The 15,041-nt window shown below is 45.6% G+C and carries 16 protein-coding genes; 9 read left to right on the plus strand and 7 right to left on the minus strand.

Features of this window, described 5'->3' with window-relative positions; all coding sequences use genetic code 11:
* Positions 1 to 30: 30 nt before the first annotated feature.
* Complete coding sequence (locus QUA42_RS24610) at positions 31 to 1,086, minus strand: alpha/beta fold hydrolase (protein ID WP_333140897.1); 1,056 nt, start codon at positions 1,084 to 1,086, stop codon at positions 31 to 33.
* Between the two features lie 383 nt (positions 1,087 to 1,469).
* Between QUA42_RS24610 and QUA42_RS24615 the strand changes: the two genes are divergently transcribed.
* Positions 1,470 to 2,663: a DNA cytosine methyltransferase gene (locus QUA42_RS24615; RefSeq protein WP_333140898.1), complete on the plus strand. Its 1,194-nt coding sequence runs from the start codon at positions 1,470 to 1,472 to the stop codon at positions 2,661 to 2,663.
* Here QUA42_RS24615 and QUA42_RS24620 read toward each other — a convergent pair.
* Both QUA42_RS24620 and QUA42_RS24625 read right to left on the minus strand, forming a co-directional pair.
* Positions 2,626 to 3,357: a restriction endonuclease gene (locus QUA42_RS24620; RefSeq protein WP_333140900.1), complete on the minus strand. Its 732-nt coding sequence runs from the start codon at positions 3,355 to 3,357 to the stop codon at positions 2,626 to 2,628. The genes QUA42_RS24615 and QUA42_RS24620 overlap by 38 nt on opposite strands.
* Positions 3,354 to 3,602 carry a helix-turn-helix transcriptional regulator gene (locus tag QUA42_RS24625; protein ID WP_333140902.1) on the minus strand — a complete coding sequence of 83 codons (249 nt, stop codon included), beginning with the start codon at positions 3,600 to 3,602 and terminating at the stop codon, positions 3,354 to 3,356. Before QUA42_RS24625 ends, QUA42_RS24620 begins: the two co-directional genes overlap by 4 nt.
* 150 nt (positions 3,603 to 3,752) lie before the next feature.
* Between QUA42_RS24625 and purB the strand changes: the two genes are divergently transcribed.
* Together purB and QUA42_RS24635 are read left to right on the plus strand one after the other, a co-directional pair.
* Entirely contained in the window at positions 3,753 to 5,048 is a 1,296-nt protein-coding gene (purB, locus tag QUA42_RS24630) for an adenylosuccinate lyase (RefSeq protein WP_333140904.1), read from the plus strand.
* Positions 5,049 to 5,349: 301 nt separating this feature from the next.
* On the plus strand, positions 5,350 to 6,075 hold the full coding sequence (locus QUA42_RS24635) for a M15 family metallopeptidase (protein WP_333140906.1): 726 nt from the start codon (positions 5,350 to 5,352) through the stop codon (positions 6,073 to 6,075).
* A 74-nt stretch (positions 6,076 to 6,149) separates the two neighbouring features.
* Here the strand turns inward: QUA42_RS24635 and QUA42_RS24640 are convergent, their stop codons facing one another.
* The gene (locus tag QUA42_RS24640) at positions 6,150 to 6,992 is read right to left on the minus strand and encodes an SH3 domain-containing protein (RefSeq protein WP_333140908.1); all 843 of its coding nucleotides are present in this window, start codon (positions 6,990 to 6,992) and stop codon (positions 6,150 to 6,152) included.
* A 245-nt stretch (positions 6,993 to 7,237) separates the two neighbouring features.
* On the opposite strand from QUA42_RS24640, the gene QUA42_RS24645 reads away from it, so the two are divergent.
* From QUA42_RS24645 to QUA42_RS24665, 5 genes are all read left to right on the plus strand, one after another.
* The gene (locus QUA42_RS24645) at positions 7,238 to 8,605 is read left to right on the plus strand and encodes an NACHT domain-containing protein (protein WP_333140910.1); all 1,368 of its coding nucleotides are present in this window, start codon (positions 7,238 to 7,240) and stop codon (positions 8,603 to 8,605) included.
* Positions 8,606 to 8,757: 152 nt separating this feature from the next.
* On the plus strand, positions 8,758 to 9,741 hold the full coding sequence (locus tag QUA42_RS24650) for an alpha-ketoacid dehydrogenase subunit beta (protein ID WP_006631063.1): 984 nt from the start codon (positions 8,758 to 8,760) through the stop codon (positions 9,739 to 9,741).
* A 151-nt stretch (positions 9,742 to 9,892) separates the two neighbouring features.
* Entirely contained in the window at positions 9,893 to 11,290 is a 1,398-nt protein-coding gene (secD, locus tag QUA42_RS24655) for a protein translocase subunit SecD (RefSeq protein ID WP_333140912.1), read from the plus strand.
* 116 nt (positions 11,291 to 11,406) lie between these two features.
* Positions 11,407 to 12,375, plus strand: a complete 969-nt coding sequence (gene secF / locus QUA42_RS24660) for a protein translocase subunit SecF (protein ID WP_333140914.1) — start codon at positions 11,407 to 11,409, stop codon at positions 12,373 to 12,375.
* Between the two features lie 109 nt (positions 12,376 to 12,484).
* Positions 12,485 to 12,865: a hypothetical protein gene (locus QUA42_RS24665; protein WP_333140916.1), complete on the plus strand. Its 381-nt coding sequence runs from the start codon at positions 12,485 to 12,487 to the stop codon at positions 12,863 to 12,865.
* 286 nt (positions 12,866 to 13,151) lie between these two features.
* On the opposite strand, the gene QUA42_RS27885 is transcribed toward QUA42_RS24665, so the two are convergent.
* The 3 genes from QUA42_RS27885 to QUA42_RS27895 form a co-directional block, all read right to left on the minus strand.
* On the minus strand, positions 13,152 to 13,445 hold the full coding sequence (locus QUA42_RS27885; RefSeq protein WP_445301363.1) for an ISAs1 family transposase: 294 nt from the start codon (positions 13,443 to 13,445) through the stop codon (positions 13,152 to 13,154).
* Positions 13,446 to 13,895: 450 nt separating this feature from the next.
* The gene (locus QUA42_RS27890) at positions 13,896 to 14,039 is read right to left on the minus strand and encodes a hypothetical protein (RefSeq protein WP_445301365.1); all 144 of its coding nucleotides are present in this window, start codon (positions 14,037 to 14,039) and stop codon (positions 13,896 to 13,898) included.
* A gap of 70 nt (positions 14,040 to 14,109) precedes the next feature.
* Positions 14,110 to 14,205: a hypothetical protein gene (locus tag QUA42_RS27895; RefSeq protein ID WP_445301364.1), complete on the minus strand. Its 96-nt coding sequence runs from the start codon at positions 14,203 to 14,205 to the stop codon at positions 14,110 to 14,112.
* Positions 14,206 to 14,640: 435 nt separating this feature from the next.
* Here QUA42_RS27895 and QUA42_RS24670 point away from each other — a divergent pair, with 435 nt between their 5' ends.
* Positions 14,641 to 14,907 carry a hypothetical protein gene (locus tag QUA42_RS24670; RefSeq protein WP_333140918.1) on the plus strand — a complete coding sequence of 89 codons (267 nt, stop codon included), beginning with the start codon at positions 14,641 to 14,643 and terminating at the stop codon, positions 14,905 to 14,907.
* Positions 14,908 to 15,041: the final 134 nt, after the last annotated feature.

Genomic DNA, 15,041 nt, shown 5'->3' on the forward strand with positions numbered 1-15,041 from the left:
CGAAGAGTGTTCAAGTTTTATTTTATAATCTTAATCCACACTCAAGGCATCGAACCACTGTAAAATCCGATTCCATGCCCACCACCGATCGCTATCAGCAAATTGATGCTGACAACGTTTACTACTGATATGGCCAACATGACCGCCGTAGGCTGTCACCACTAATTCTAAGGCAGGATTGTTCGCGCTAATGGCTTGCAACTCAGAGACAAGCACCGGGTCAAACATCGGATCATCTGCTGCATAAAGGATGTAAGTGGGTTTTTTGAGGTGAGGCAAAATGTTTAGAGCGCTGCTAGCGTCATAGTATTCTTCGACAGAGGAGAAACCTAACGGGCCAATTACCAGTTCATGGTCAAAGCCCCAAATGCTGTTGGCGCGTTCAATAGCGGCAGGATCGATCGCCCCTGGATGTGATGTGGCGATCTGTTTTGCTAGTTTTTTTAACTGTCGCGCGATCGCTTTTTCTAAAAATTTCCCCCACTCATCTTTAACTAGATAAGACAGAGAACGGTTCGAGTCCAAGCTGGGGCAAATCACCGCCGCGCCTGCTAGTTCTGACTCTTCGATCCCTAAGTCAGGCCCCCAATCTGCGATCGTCTGAGCTGATTTTACGGCCCACAAGGCTAATTGTCCGCCCAGGGAATAACCCGTGAACCAAAAAGGCGCGGGACATCCCATTTCTTTAGCAGCGGCAGCAATCCGAACGAAATCTTCGCCTTCGTATAGGCCATCAGAAGTCAGGGTGGGAGAGAGTTGGGCAGTTTTGCCATGAGCTCGCCAGTCAAATAATACCACTGCACAGCCTTGGGCATAGGCTTTACGGCCTAGTAGCTTCAGATACCATTGATTATCCAGATCGCCAGTAATGCCGTAAGTGCCGACAATGGTATATCGGGCATTTTCGGGGATGGCCACCCAGCCGAAAATCGGGACTCCACAGGCGCCAGTAAAGATGTGTTCTCGGTAAGGGGGTTCTGGGTAAGGGATCGTCTTTTCCCAACCGCGACTAGCCCTTAATGCGGTGTACAACGTCATTAATAGGCCGTTGTTCAGCAGCCAAGGTGGAGTATAGGCAATGGTCATAAGCGAATGTCGGAAATGTCTGTCTCGTTGGTGGGATTTTTTTACTTGAGAGGTTGGCTATTCTAGCCAATAACCCTGAAAACCGCAATACTTTTTGAGTAAATGCACTCAAGGGCGAAGTCAAACCAAAATATTAATGGCTATTCATTTGGAACCATTTATTGGCGAATAGAGAAGAATGCCAGCTAACGAGGTTTAGCATATTGTAGCGGATCGCCCAAACTACAAAAACCTGGTTGCTTTCAGAAACAGGGTTTCTGAGTCTTGCATCCCCGCGCAGATGTACAATAGGACGATCGCACTCCCCGACTCCAAGCGCGATCGAGCTCTACACCCTGCCCCAAGTGGGCGACATCAGATAGAACGCAGTAAAAAAATATAAAATGGAAGCAATACAACTGTCTTTATTCTCAAATGAGTCAGAACCAATTCCTGCCAAAAAGCAAAAGAAAGCAAAATTAGGGCGTTACGAACGCATACAACGCGAACTAGAAGCAAATGACTGCGACCCCTACAAGATATTCATTGATATTGAATCTCAGTCACTGCCAAAATCAGACTATACATTTGTCGATCTTTTTTGCGGTGCGGGCGGCATGACCCAAGGTTTATTGCAAGCAGGTTTTCGACCAGTAGCAAGCGTTGAAATTAATCCCATCGCCTCGGCAACTCACACAAAAAACTTTCCCGATTGCCATCACTTGTGCGACGATATAAAAAACTTAAATCCCCAAAAGTTGCTCGCTGAAATTGGTTCGCCAGAAGTTCATGTTGTTGTAGGCGGGCCGCCGTGTCAAGGCTTCTCAGTTGCAGGAAAACGCGACCCCAACGACCCTCGAAATCGCTTATTTAGAGAGTTGGTCCGCGTAGTCTCTGAAATACGTCCTTGGTATGTTGTCATGGAAAACGTACCGGGAATATTGACTATACAAAAAGGAGCTGTTAAGCAAGCCATTTGCGAGGCTTTTGAGGAAATTGGCTATCCCCATATGTCCGTTTCGGTGCTTGAATCAGCCGCCTATGGAGTCGCGCAAATCAGGCCGCGAGCCATTTTTATTGCCAATAGATTCGGGATGCCAAACCCCTATCCGAAGCCGCAATTGTTGCCCGAACAATACAAAGCGATTGAGTCAGCAATTGATGATTTACCAGAGTATACTCCCATACCGGAAATTAACCACGAATGGACTCGTCATTCTGTTGAGTACATGGAAAGACTTGCTAAAGTTCCACCAGGCGGTTCTTTGTATGAAAGCTACGCCGATGCTTTCAAGCGACAGTATCCGGGAAAACCGAGCATGACTGTTAAAGAAAATCACGGTGGCACTCATATTCATCCTTATCTCAATCGCGTTATTTCCGCTCGCGAAATGGCTAGATTGCAAACTTTCCCGGATTCATTTATTTTTGAAGGTTCAATGAAAAAGGCAATGTGGCAAATTGGAAATGCCGTACCGCCCCGCTTAGCAGAGTGTATCGGTTTTGCACTTATTCCATACTTGACTGATATTGCGCTTAACAAGCCTAGCTTAGTTACTGTTAAACCTCCCGAACAGATTCAGCTAGTTTTTGATTGAGAGTATTTCGCCAAGTTTCAAAATCATACCAGCCGCATCCTGTGCAGCCTTCCTCAGCTTCAGCGCCGCGCTGATGTATGGAAGGCCAGTCTTCGCCTCTTTCATACCAAAACTTGATTCCGAAAGGTGTGCCTCTTTTCCCTGTTTTGATGCAGCGTTCGCAACTTCGAGATTTTAGAAGATTGTGATTGCCTGAAGCATCTTTTTTGAGCAACTGAAACTTTGCCTTGATTTCAGATTCGCTCATAGATGCCAGGTGGGGTGGCTCATTATCTCCCCAACGCTCCATTGGGAATCTATGGTCAATTACTAGCTCATGAGCTGCTCGTTTTCTCTGTTCGATTACATCTGTATAAAAGTAAACTTCGAGAATTCTGTTTACCAGAGAAGCGGGTATGTTAGCAGCAGAATTTGCTGATTTAATTTCTCCTGTCCACAAATCGCCCAAGCGTGTTGCCTGACAAGTTTGACAGTATCTCTTTTCTGTTAGAATAACAAGACCGGGGCGCTTCCTTGTTCCGCGCTGCAATCCCTGAATTCCGCCACCGCCAGCATATTGAGCTGATGCTATCTGTTTGCCTTCGCACTCCCGACAGTGCCATTTTTGGTCTGAGAGGAGATTAAAGACTTTGAATTGAGTTGAGTCTTGTTTTAATTGAGCTTTAATTGTGCTTGCTAAATCTTGATTGCTCACTCTATATTTTCCGCTTCTATTTCTAGATTTTCGAGAAGATTGGAAACTGTTGTGTCCAAGCCGCTAGCTAGACTTGCAATTGCAGTGATGGACGGATTTCTGACTCCGCGTTCGACTCCAGATATATAGGTGCGGTCTAAATTAGCCCGCATTCCGAGCTCCTCTTGCGAAATTCCCAACGCTGTCCTGCGTTGCTTTACGAGATGACCTAAAGCACGCAGAATCTTCTGTTTCGATCGACTCATCTGCCAATTTTCAGTCTCTGCGGACGATCGGTCTACGGACGATGTGTCACATATCTGGAAAGTTCGATCGCCCCAAATTCCCCATCCCGACAGAAGACGGAGCCCTCGCAGAGGTACAATAGGACGATCGCATTCTCCAAAACTCCCACCGTGATAGAGCGCTACACCTTGCCCGAAATGGGCAACATCTGGACTGAAACCGCCAAACTCAAAACCTGGCTGCAAGTAGAAATCGCTGTCTGCGAAGCTCAAGCCGAACTCGGCTACATCCCCGCCGCCGCAGTCGAAGAAATCAAAGCTAAGGCTAATTTTGACCCGAAACGAGTCCTCGAAATTGAAGCGGAAGTCCGCCACGACATGATCGCCTTCTTGACAAATGTCAACGAATATGTAGGCGATGCCGGCCGCTACATTCACCTCGGCTTAACCAGTTCCGACGTGCTCGATACCGCTTTGGCGCTGCAATTAGTCGCCAGCGTCAATATCTTGTTAGAACGTGTCGAAGAATTGAGTCAAGCTATTCGCTATCAGGCTCAACAGCATCGCAATACCGTCATGGTTGGTCGATCGCACGGAATTCACGCCGAACCCATCACCTTTGGCTTTAAACTAGCAGGATGGCTGGCAGAAGTCTTTCGCAACCGCGACCGATTAGTGAATTTGCAATCGTCCATTGCAGTCGGCAAAATCTCCGGCGCAGTCGGAACCTATGCTAATATTGACCCGCGAATTGAAGCGATCGCCTGTCAAAACCTGGGACTCGAACCCGATACCGCATCCACTCAAGTCATTTCGCGCGATCGGCACGCCGAATACGTCCAAACCCTAGCACTTTTAGCAGCATCGATCGAGCGTTTTGCAGTAGAAATCCGCAACCTGCAACGCACCGACGTTCTCGAAGTCGAAGAATTCTTTTCCAAAGGGCAAAAAGGCTCATCCGCCATGCCCCACAAACGCAACCCGATTCGATCGGAAAGACTCACAGGAATGGCGAGAATTGTCCGCGCCAACGCCGTCGCAGCCTTAGAAAACGTGGCGCTTTGGCACGAACGAGACATCTCTCACAGTTCCGTAGAACGGATGATTTTGCCCGATAGTTCCACTGTCACCCACTTCATGTTAGTAGAAACCACAGACTTAGTAAAACACCTGCTAGTCTATCCCGAAAACATGAAACAAAACATGAACCTTTACGGCGGAGTCATCTTCAGCCAGCGGGTGATGTTAGCTTTAGTAGAAAAAGGCACGAGTCGCGAAGACGCCTACAAAATTGTGCAATCTTGTGCTCACGAAGCTTGGAACAAACCGGGCGGCAATTTCTACAATTTAATTGCTAAGGACGATCGGGTAACAGCTAAGATGACGACTAAAGAAATTGATGATTGTTTCGATCCGCAGTATCAATTGAGGCACTTAGATTTAGTGTATCAGCGCTTGGGAATTTGAGGACAATTAACAATTAAAAATGACTCAGAGAGAAAAGAGAGCGAGCGTTCTCGCGCTTGTCCCACAGTCCGCCAGGGGTTAAAACCCCCGTCTCATAGCTAAAGTCGGTTAAAACCGACTGAAAGACTCATAAAATAAAAGTTTTAGAGAAATATTTCAGTCCTCTTCAGAGGACTTTAGCTATGAGACCGGGGTTTCAACCCCTGTCGGTATGGCGGGCTGGCAGACAAGACCAAAAACGCGAAAATCCCCGAATATCTGAATTGTGAAAACCCATATAAAACCTCACATTAACAGAGTTATGAAAATTAGTCGATTTACAAGATATCTAATTGTATTTATCCTCGTATTACTATCTACAACCACACTGAGTTATACAAGATCTATTCGCGCCCAGGAGCCGCCACAAGTGCAAATTACCCAACCAGAACCAAACCCAGTAGTACCTGAAAGTATTTTCATGAGTCAACTTCCCCCTTCGGCACGACTCGTTGACATCCGCACCGTAAATCCCAACATTCGCCTCGATATCCGATACGCCACTACTAACAATTTCTTGAAACGAAAACTTTACCCTATATCGAAATGCGCTTTGAGAAGTTCTGTTGCTCAACAGTTAGGGCTAGTTCAAACAGATTTGGAAAAAATCGGATTGGGTTTGAAAGTTTACGATTGCTACAGGCCTTTCTCTGTGACTAAGCAAATGTGGCAAGCTTGGCCAGATCCGCGCTATGTTGCTAATCCTGCTAGGGGTTCGCGGCACAATCGCGGTGCTGCTATTGATTTGACTTTAGTCGATCGCACTGGCAAAGAATTAGAAATGCCCACACCTTACGATGATTTTACCGAAAAAGCTCACGGAGATTATCAAGGTGGCAGCGCGGAATCTCGGAAAAATCGTCAAGTGCTTAAGAATGCAATGAAAAAACACGGATTTATCGGTATAACAACTGAATGGTGGCACTTTGACTCTGAAGATTGGCAGAAATTTGCGATTCTTGATATATCGCTGGGAACGATTCCTTAATTATACTATTTATTAAAAGTCGCAAATCCGGGTAGGGAGACGGCAGTGCCGTCTCCCTAAATATGTCAGAAAAGTTATTGCAATTTTACCGTAAATTCGTATTCGTATCCTCGGAAATTAGAGTCTAATTGTAATGTGTAGCTGCCTGTTACTGGGACTTTTCCAGTCCACTCTGTTTCATTGTCGCGATCAGGATCTCCGGCTAAAAGCTTGCCACCGGGAGTTATAATTTGCGGGAAAACTTCTTGCCGATTCCTAACAGTCATTGTTTGACCTTTTCTGGCGCGAATCCGGTAAGAATGGCTGCCGCCGCCGATGATTCGACCTTTAACAATTGCTTCATCTCCTCCCGGCAGAAAATTAATCGGCTGGTTGAGGTTAGAACAACTGCTTTCGGTGCGTCTTTTCGCAACCCAACCGGGAACTGGATCGGTAATTCGCAGCCAACCGTTTTGTTCTTCGGCGACTGAAACAAAGGTATTATTTTTGAGTTTTCCTACAATTTGGCTGCCCCTTACTTGGGGGCTCGATCGCACATTCAGCGGTGGATTCGGATCGCTGACTACAGCCATACTGATTTTGCAACCCGAATTTGGCGGTGTGACAACTACTGGCTCAACTTTTCGCGGGGAGACTCCTGCAACTAGCGAGGATTGAACAGCCGGGGTTTTTGCAGGTTGGGGTTGGGATTTCGGAGATTCTGCAGCCTGGGTTTGTGCTTGCGGAGATTTTGGTGGCCGAGATTCAGGGTTGTTCGTCGGCCCTGCAATCTGGTTTCTGGTGGATGCCGGGGATTCTGCAAGGGGAAGATCGGATTGTTTCATCGCACCCGACTGTATAGTTGCAACAGCCACTCCCACCGCTGTTGCCAGTCCTGCTAAGCTTACTGTGATGATTTGACCCTTAGTAAATGACATAAAAAACCCTCTCTGTATCTATACTAATAATTTTTGTTTGGGAGTTGGGGCGATCGCCAGTTAATTTATAGTGGAAATACCTAGTGCGGGCCACAGGGTCAGGATTGTTAGATAAAATTTCAGATCCATAATTGCCGCAATAATTTGAGTCAATATATACTGGACGCCTATACTGATGGTAATCTTGCTCTGGGTTATTTGCGCGCAAATTTGCGAAGGTAAGCGTTCAGCGCGAGGTACATAAAATGTCAAAATTGATTCCTCTGAGATTACAACCGCCTCGCGATCGATTGTTGGAGGAGGTGAAGCAGGAAGTCCAAGCAGGACGATCGCAGTCTTTACACGCCGCTGTACTGGCCAACCTCAGCCAAGACTCGGCGCCTCTTGGTGTTAACCGCTGTTGGGATGTGGAAGTGAAAGCCGGCAACCGTCCGAGTTTTCGGCTTCCTCCCAAAGCAAGCATTGCTAAAGTGTTCGATCGCGCCGGCGGTAAATTGGTAATTTTGGGAGCGACGGGTGCAGGCAAAACTACGACGCTGCTAGAATTAGCTCGCGTGTTAGTTTCCCGCGCCCAAAAAGATGCTAGTTTGCCCGTACCAGTGCTGTTTGAACTCGGATCATGGAAAGCAGAATCTGAGGCGATCGCAGATTGGTTAATTGCTCAACTTCAGTTCAAATACGGCATCTCTCCTGCTGTCGGCAAAAAATGGCTTGCCGAACAACAATTGCTGCCTCTCCTCGACGGCTTGGACGAAGTAGAAACCCACCGCCAAAATATCTGCATTCAAGCAATCAATCAGTTTGTTGAAAGCGAATTTAAACCTAAACATTTAGTAGCTTGCAGCAGTTTTGAAGCTTACAAAAACTGCGAAACTAGATTTCGTCTGCAAGCAGCAGTTTTGTTGAAACCTTTAAAAGAAACTCAAATTCAAAATTATCTGCTAGAAGCCAGAAGCCGCGAACTTTGGTACAGCATTGAACACGAACCAGAGTTGTTGAAATTGGCAAAAGTTCCCTTGCTTTTGAGCATGATGGCTCTGGCTTACGACGATATTTTAATTGAAGCTTGGAAGCGCATAACTTCCGCAGAAGAACAGCGCAAATATCTGTTAACTGCCTATATTCGCCACCAAATCACCGGCGAAGTCAAGCAGTATCCCAGAGGTAAGGAACTGCGGCCGGAACAAATTCGCCACTGGCTGGGATGGTTGGCCAGAAGGATGGAACAGCAAGGAATTCAAGAATTTTACCTCGATCGCATACCGTCTAGCTGGCTGCAAACAGACGATGAACGGCGCAAGTATCAGTTTGGAGTTAAGCTGGTTGGCGGGCTGATGTGGGTGATTTTGGGATTAATTGCCAGCCTAGTCTCCGGGTCGATTTGGGGATTAATTGCGGGCGCTGTTGCTGCGCTAATTAGTGCTTTGTTGCCGGGAATTCCGGGGATTGAAAGTTTTATATTGCGCCTGGTGCTGTGGTCGAACGGCTACATTCCTTGGGATTACAAGCGTTTTCTCGATGCTGCGACCGATCGCTTGTTGCTGCAAAAAACTGGCGATCGGCGCTACCGATTTATTCACGATTTATTGCAAAAACATTTTTCAGAGATATAAATGCCTGGACTTGACAAAATCAAATAATTATGATATGTGTCTTGCCAATCGTGCAGGGTTCAATTGCCGAATTTACGATCGACTCCTAGATCGACACCCCCAAAAGGTTAATATTCTAATCTGACCCTCCTGCAATCATTGCTTAACCTCCTATGGCAGAAACCTTATTGTTCAACGCCCTCCGCGAGGCGTTAGACGAAGAAATGGCCCGCGACTCCGCCGTATTCGTACTCGGCGAAGACGTAGGTCAATACGGCGGTTCCTATAAAGTCACCAAAGACCTCTACAACAAGTACGGCGAACTTAGAGTGCTCGACACCCCGATCGCCGAAAATAGCTTTACAGGCCTAGCAGTAGGCGCAGCAATGACGGGACTGCGGCCGGTCATCGAAGGCATGAACATGGGCTTTTTGCTGCTGGCCTTCAACCAAATTTCCAACAACGCCGGAATGCTGCGCTACACATCCGGTGGCAACTTCAAAATGCCAATGGTAATTCGCGGGCCAGGCGGCGTGGGCCGGCAACTCGGCGCGGAGCACTCCCAGCGCTTAGAAGCATATTTCCAAGCAGTACCCGGTTTGAAAATAGTCGCCTGTTCGACTCCCTACAACGCCAAAGGACTTTTAAAATCAGCCATCCGCGACGATAACCCCGTTCTGTTTTTCGAGCACGTCCTTCTTTACAACCTCAAAGAAAATTTGCCAGAAACAGAATATTTAGTGCCGCTGGACAAAGCAGAAATTGTGCGATCGGGCAAAGATGTCACCATCGTGACTTATTCGAGGATGCGGCACCACGTCATGCAAGCCGTGCCCGCCCTGGTAAAAGAAGGTTACGATCCAGAAGTAATCGACCTAATTTCTCTCAAACCCCTGGACATGGAGACGATCGGCGCATCCATTCGCAAAACTCACAAAGTAATTATTGTAGAGGAGTGCATGAAAACAGGAGGCATTGGTGCCGAACTAATTGCTTCGATTAGCGATCGATTTTTTGACGAACTCGACGCACCAGTTTTGCGCCTGTCTTCACAAGATATTCCCACACCTTACAACGGGAATTTGGAAAGACTGACCATTGTCCAGCCCACTCAAATTGTCGAAGCCGTCCAAAAAATGGTAGCTTTGCGAGTATAAATAGTGATTAGTCAGTAGTCATTGGTTGACTGTTGACTGTTGACTGTTGACTGATGACTGTTGACTGATGACTGATGACTGATGACTACAATCTGCCAACCGCCAACGGCCAACTCACAACTGCCAACTAACCAATGACTAATAATTAAATATGCAAAAACAACGTTCCCTATTAGCCCTAATTTTTGTTTTAATCATCGCCGCCATTACTGTAATAGTAACAATTCCGACGCGGCTGGGATTAGACTTGCAAGGAGGGTCGCAACTCACAATTCAGGTAAAAACTACCCCCACAATTCCCAAAATTGACCAGGGTATGTTAGAAGCAGTGCGGCGGATTGTCGAAAACCGCGTCAACGGTTTGGGTGTTTCCGAAGCATTAGTCCAAACAGTAGGAGAAGACCAAATTCTCGTGCAGTTGCCCGGAGTAAATGACCCGCAGCAAGCAGAACGAGTTTTGGGCGGCACGGCAAAGCTAGAATTTCTGGAACAACTGCCCGGAACAGAAGCACAATTAGGGATTGAAAGGCAGTTGCAGCAGGAATTGCTGGTCAAACAAGCAGAATTAAAAATTAGCCCGAATGAGGCGGCTATTAAAGAAAATCAGGCTGCTTTGAAAAGAAGCAATGAGGCGATCGCCAAACTCTTTAAAAGCAGCGGCCTCGGCGGCGAAAACCTCAAAGACGCTCAACCTCAACCCTTGGCGGCTGGGAACAACTGGAACGTTGCTCTTGTTTTCGATACCAAAGGAGGCGAACTCTTTGCCCAACTAACTAAAAATTTAGCAGGCACCGGACGCAGTATCGGTATTTTTCTAGACGACATAATGATCAGTTCTCCAGTCGTCGGCGTTGAATTTGCCCAGACAGGAATTACTGGTGGGAGTGCCGTAATTCAAGGCAACTTTACAACGCAAGAAGCAAACGATTTAGCAGTGCAATTGCGTGGTGGTGCTTTGCCTGTGCCGGTCGAAATTGTAGAAAACCGTACGATCGGCGCTAGCTTGGGTAAAGACAGCATTCAAAGCAGTATTAACGCAGGTATAGGTGGCTTAGTTTTAGTCTTGATTTTCATGGTTGTCTACTATCGGCTCCCCGGCGTAATTGCCAATATTGCGCTGTTAATTTATGCTCTGTTAACTTGGGCAGCTTTCGTGCTTTTGGGAGTGACATTAACGCTGCCGGGAATTGCTGGTTTTGTGCTCAGCATCGGGATGGCCGTGGATGCTAACGTGCTGATTTTTGAGCGCACGCGGGAAGAGTTGCGGGCGGGGAAATCGCTTTATAGATCTGTAGAATCTGGTTTTTACCGCGCTTTTTCCAGCATTTTAGACGGTAACGTCACAACAGTTATTGCTTGTGCTGCTTTGTTTTGGTTGGGCGCTGGTTTAGTTAAAGGGTTTGCTGTAACTCTGGCATTGGGGGTGGGAGTGAGTATGTTTACTGCGCTCACTTGCAGCCGCACTCTGCTGTTCGTAGTATTGAGCTTTCCAGCCTTGCGGAAACCTCAGTGGTTCTGTCCCGGTTTGTCGAAAACTGCTAATAGTTGACTGTTGACTGTTGACTGTTGACTGTTGGGAGTTTTTTAACTAACTCTTTCCTTCCTTCTTCCATCCGTTCCATCCCGTAAATTGCTCGTTGCCGAACTTCCCTCTTCCTTCAAATTATGAAATTCAGTGTAATCAAACAACGATCGCTCTGGTGGAGTATTTCCGCCGCTATAATCCTCGCAGGTATAGTGTCGATGGCGATTTCTTGGAGTCGTCCCGACATCCGCGCACCGCTGCGTCCCAGTTTGGACTTTATAGGCGGCACTCGGCTGCAATTTGAACTTGACTGTACGAAACCGGAAAATTGTAAACCGATCGATCTTGCTGGTGTCCGTGAAGTGCTGGATACCCAAGGTCTAGGTGGCAGCAGCATTCAAGTTATTGGCAAAGAACAGCGAGGTTTATCGTTACGAACGAAAACTTTGGATGTCGAACAGCGGACGAATTTGCAAACAGCTTTGAGCGAAAAGATAGGTGCTTTTGCTCCTCAATCTACTCAAATTGATACGGTTGGGCCTACCCTTGGTAAACAATTATTTACTTCGGGATTATTGGCTTTATTCCTTTCCTTTGCAGGAATTACGGTTTATCTAACATTCCGGTTTCAGTTGGATTATGCCTTTTTTGCTTTCGTTGCTCTCTTCCACGACGTGTTGGTTACTCTTGGTGTTTTCTCGTTTTTGGGTTTAGTTCAAGGAGTGGAAGTTGACAGTTTATTTGTGGTCGCTCTCTTGACAATTATCGGTTTTTCTGTTAACGATACAGTGGTAATTTACGATCGCGTGCGCGAAGTAATCAAGCTAAATCCGGGACAGTCGATAAATCAAATTGTCGATGATGCGGTCATGCAGACGCTGGGAAGGTCAATTAACACGACGATGACAACGCTGCTGACTTTGTTTTCAATCTTTTTGTTTGGTGGCGAAACCCTCAAATACTTTGCTTTAGCTTTGATTGTCGGTTTTATGGCGGGTGCGTATTCGAGTATTTTCATTGCCAGTACGCTGCTCGCTTGGTGGCGCAGTCGCCCGGGCCAGTCTATCCCCGTCCCCGCAGAAGGAATCAACCAGTCAGAGGAAGTTTAATTGACTGTTGACGGTTAACTGTTGACGGTTAACTGTTGACGGTTAACTGTTGACTGACTAATAATAAATCATCAATAATCAATCACCAATGATAAATGACAAATAACAAATGACTACTGACAAAACTTTTCAAATTGAAGTCCAAAGGCTTCACAAACTAACAGTTTACGGTCGCTGGTTAACTGTGATATTGCTGTGGATTAGCGTCGGTTCTTTGAGCATTTGGGGTTTGCGCCGCGAAATCGCTTTGTGGTTAGAACACTTCACTTGGGCGGCGGTGCGCTACGGTTTATCTTTTCATCGCTGGCCGACTCTGGGTTTGGGTTTGTGCTTGGGAATGACTTTAGCTGTGCTAACTTGGCAAAGTCGCAATATGGCGCGAGGACTGCCTCTGCGGGAAAAACAGGGTTTGGAACAACAAGTTCGCCGCATTCGCCAACAGGGGCCGAGTCATCCTTTGTGGAAGTGGGTTTGCAAAGGTTCGCGGTAGCCGACGGGCTTTATTCTTTAGTCTCAAGCCAGAGGAACGAAAGTTTGACCAGAAGCGGTTTCAACCAGGGTAAACGCATCTAAATTAATTTGACGAAAACGTGAATTTGTGCATTACTAAATAACTAAAAAAACCTTATTAAAATTCTTAATTTTAACCCGACTTGAGCAGATTAAATCACAACCTTAAGATTTTCTGAACTTCTTAAAGCCGGATAATTTTCCTTCTTAGATTGCTATTATATTTCGAGTATTAACTGGCAGAGTTTAAAATTTTCCCTAAATAATTATTGTCCATTGCGGCTCGATACCGTTTCATTTTTAGACTTTGTTTTGAAGTTTTTTCTGATTTCAGTAAGTTTATAGCACTCGCGACGTAGAAGTGCAAAATTTTCGGGAGAGTTCTGTTTGCGAATTCGGCTTTCATCTTCACAAAATGTAACGTCTAGCGTCCAATATAAGCTATTTTCAATGCCCCAATGACTGCGGAGCGCCCCAGCAATTGTCTCAGCATTACTGCTTAAACTACTAAGCGTAAAAACGAGCTTCAGTCCTGGTTTTATTCCACACCCGTCGTTCACTAACTATCATGACAACTGTTTTTAATCCCATCCATAATTCTTGATTATGCAGAGGTGGTAACTCGGATACATCAACAGTCCAACTTGTCTTTCTTCCACTCGAGGATCTCCCGCTTCTATTCGCTCATAATAATTTTACTCTTTGCCTAAATAATCTGCTTTCTTAGCTACTTCAAACCACTCTTTCACAGCTTTGCAGAGGAGTTTTTGATGGCCTTGTCAAGCTAAAACATAATCTTCTTTTTTCTGGACAATCAAAGATGTTATGTCTTTTTGACATACCATAGAATCTATAGTTATTACACTGCCAACTCTTTCTAACATTTCTATTAATGCCGAAATTGCTGTTAGCTCATTAGATTGTCTATGGGCTTTTTTTATCCTAAAACTAATTGATGAGATGAAGACCAGGCAGTAACTATATGTAGCGCTTTTTGCTGGTCATTTCGGTCATGAGATCGTTTTGCCATCAATGGCAATCACGTTTAGTTCTAATTCCCCGACTATCGCATTTACCCAACTCAAAAAATCTTCTTGAAACTGCTGCTGTTCAATTCGGGCAAACACTCGACTAAACCTGTCATGAGATGGTATACGATTGGGTAATTCTAGAAAGCTTTTTAATCATTCCTATTTAGCCTTACCATTGGCTTCTATTCCGGACCTACCCCTCTGCACCGCTGATGATAGCTAGAATCGCAATTGATCTAATATCTTTGAGCAAATGTTCTTTACTTCTTTCTATTCTTGGGTCTTTCAAATTGGCAAAGTCTTCTCAAAAACTGGCATTTAAAATATTCAGTGAAGGCAATGAATCTATTTGGTTTTGTTGGGAAGTTACAGCTTTACTAAAACCTCTTGCCATTGATAGCACCCCCACACTACAAGAAAATACATAGAAAATTACTCGGCTATAACTGTAGCATATTTTGGGTTAAAGTTAAGATGCGTTTACCTTGCGGTTTCAACAGTAGGATATCGGAGCGCTCGTCGGTAATTGGCCGTTTGCCGGAAGTAAGGGAAAACACGCAGAATATAAATTCCGTGCGATCGCGGATGGCAGTGCTGCAAAAATAGGGCAAACTGATAGATAGGTTAAATAAGAATGAGCGAAATAAATAAGGTCGCTGGCCGTTTCAGAAGCTCTGAATCCAATGCTGTATCTACCGCTAAACTCACTTTTGGAGGACGCAATATGTTGACTTCTTTAAGGGAAACGACTCGCGCCTCGGAATACGCAAATTCCCCATCCAAAAGCTTTGGATTCAAGGACTCCAGCATCAATGAATGTGGATATTTTGTTCCCATAATTTTGGCGGGGGAATCTGAGTGCATCGAAAAAATTACCTCGGCACTTCAAAAATATGCCTCTATTCTTAGAGAGATTGATAAAGTTCGCCTAATTTCTGACTGTCGCTCGAACCAACTGCAATTAGGCTCTGTTATCCTCCGTTCAGATTAGCTCGAGCCATACAAAAGTCCATTGCCAAAATAGCATATTTATCACAGACGCTTGATAAGATAACTCCGGGGTGTATCTACTAATAATGCCCTTAATGGAGTCTCCAATATGAGTTCTACATTCGCTAAAGTTAA

The sequence above is a fragment of the Microcoleus sp. Pol11C2 genome (assembly GCF_036701505.1).
Taxonomy (GTDB): domain Bacteria; phylum Cyanobacteriota; class Cyanobacteriia; order Cyanobacteriales; family Microcoleaceae; genus Microcoleus.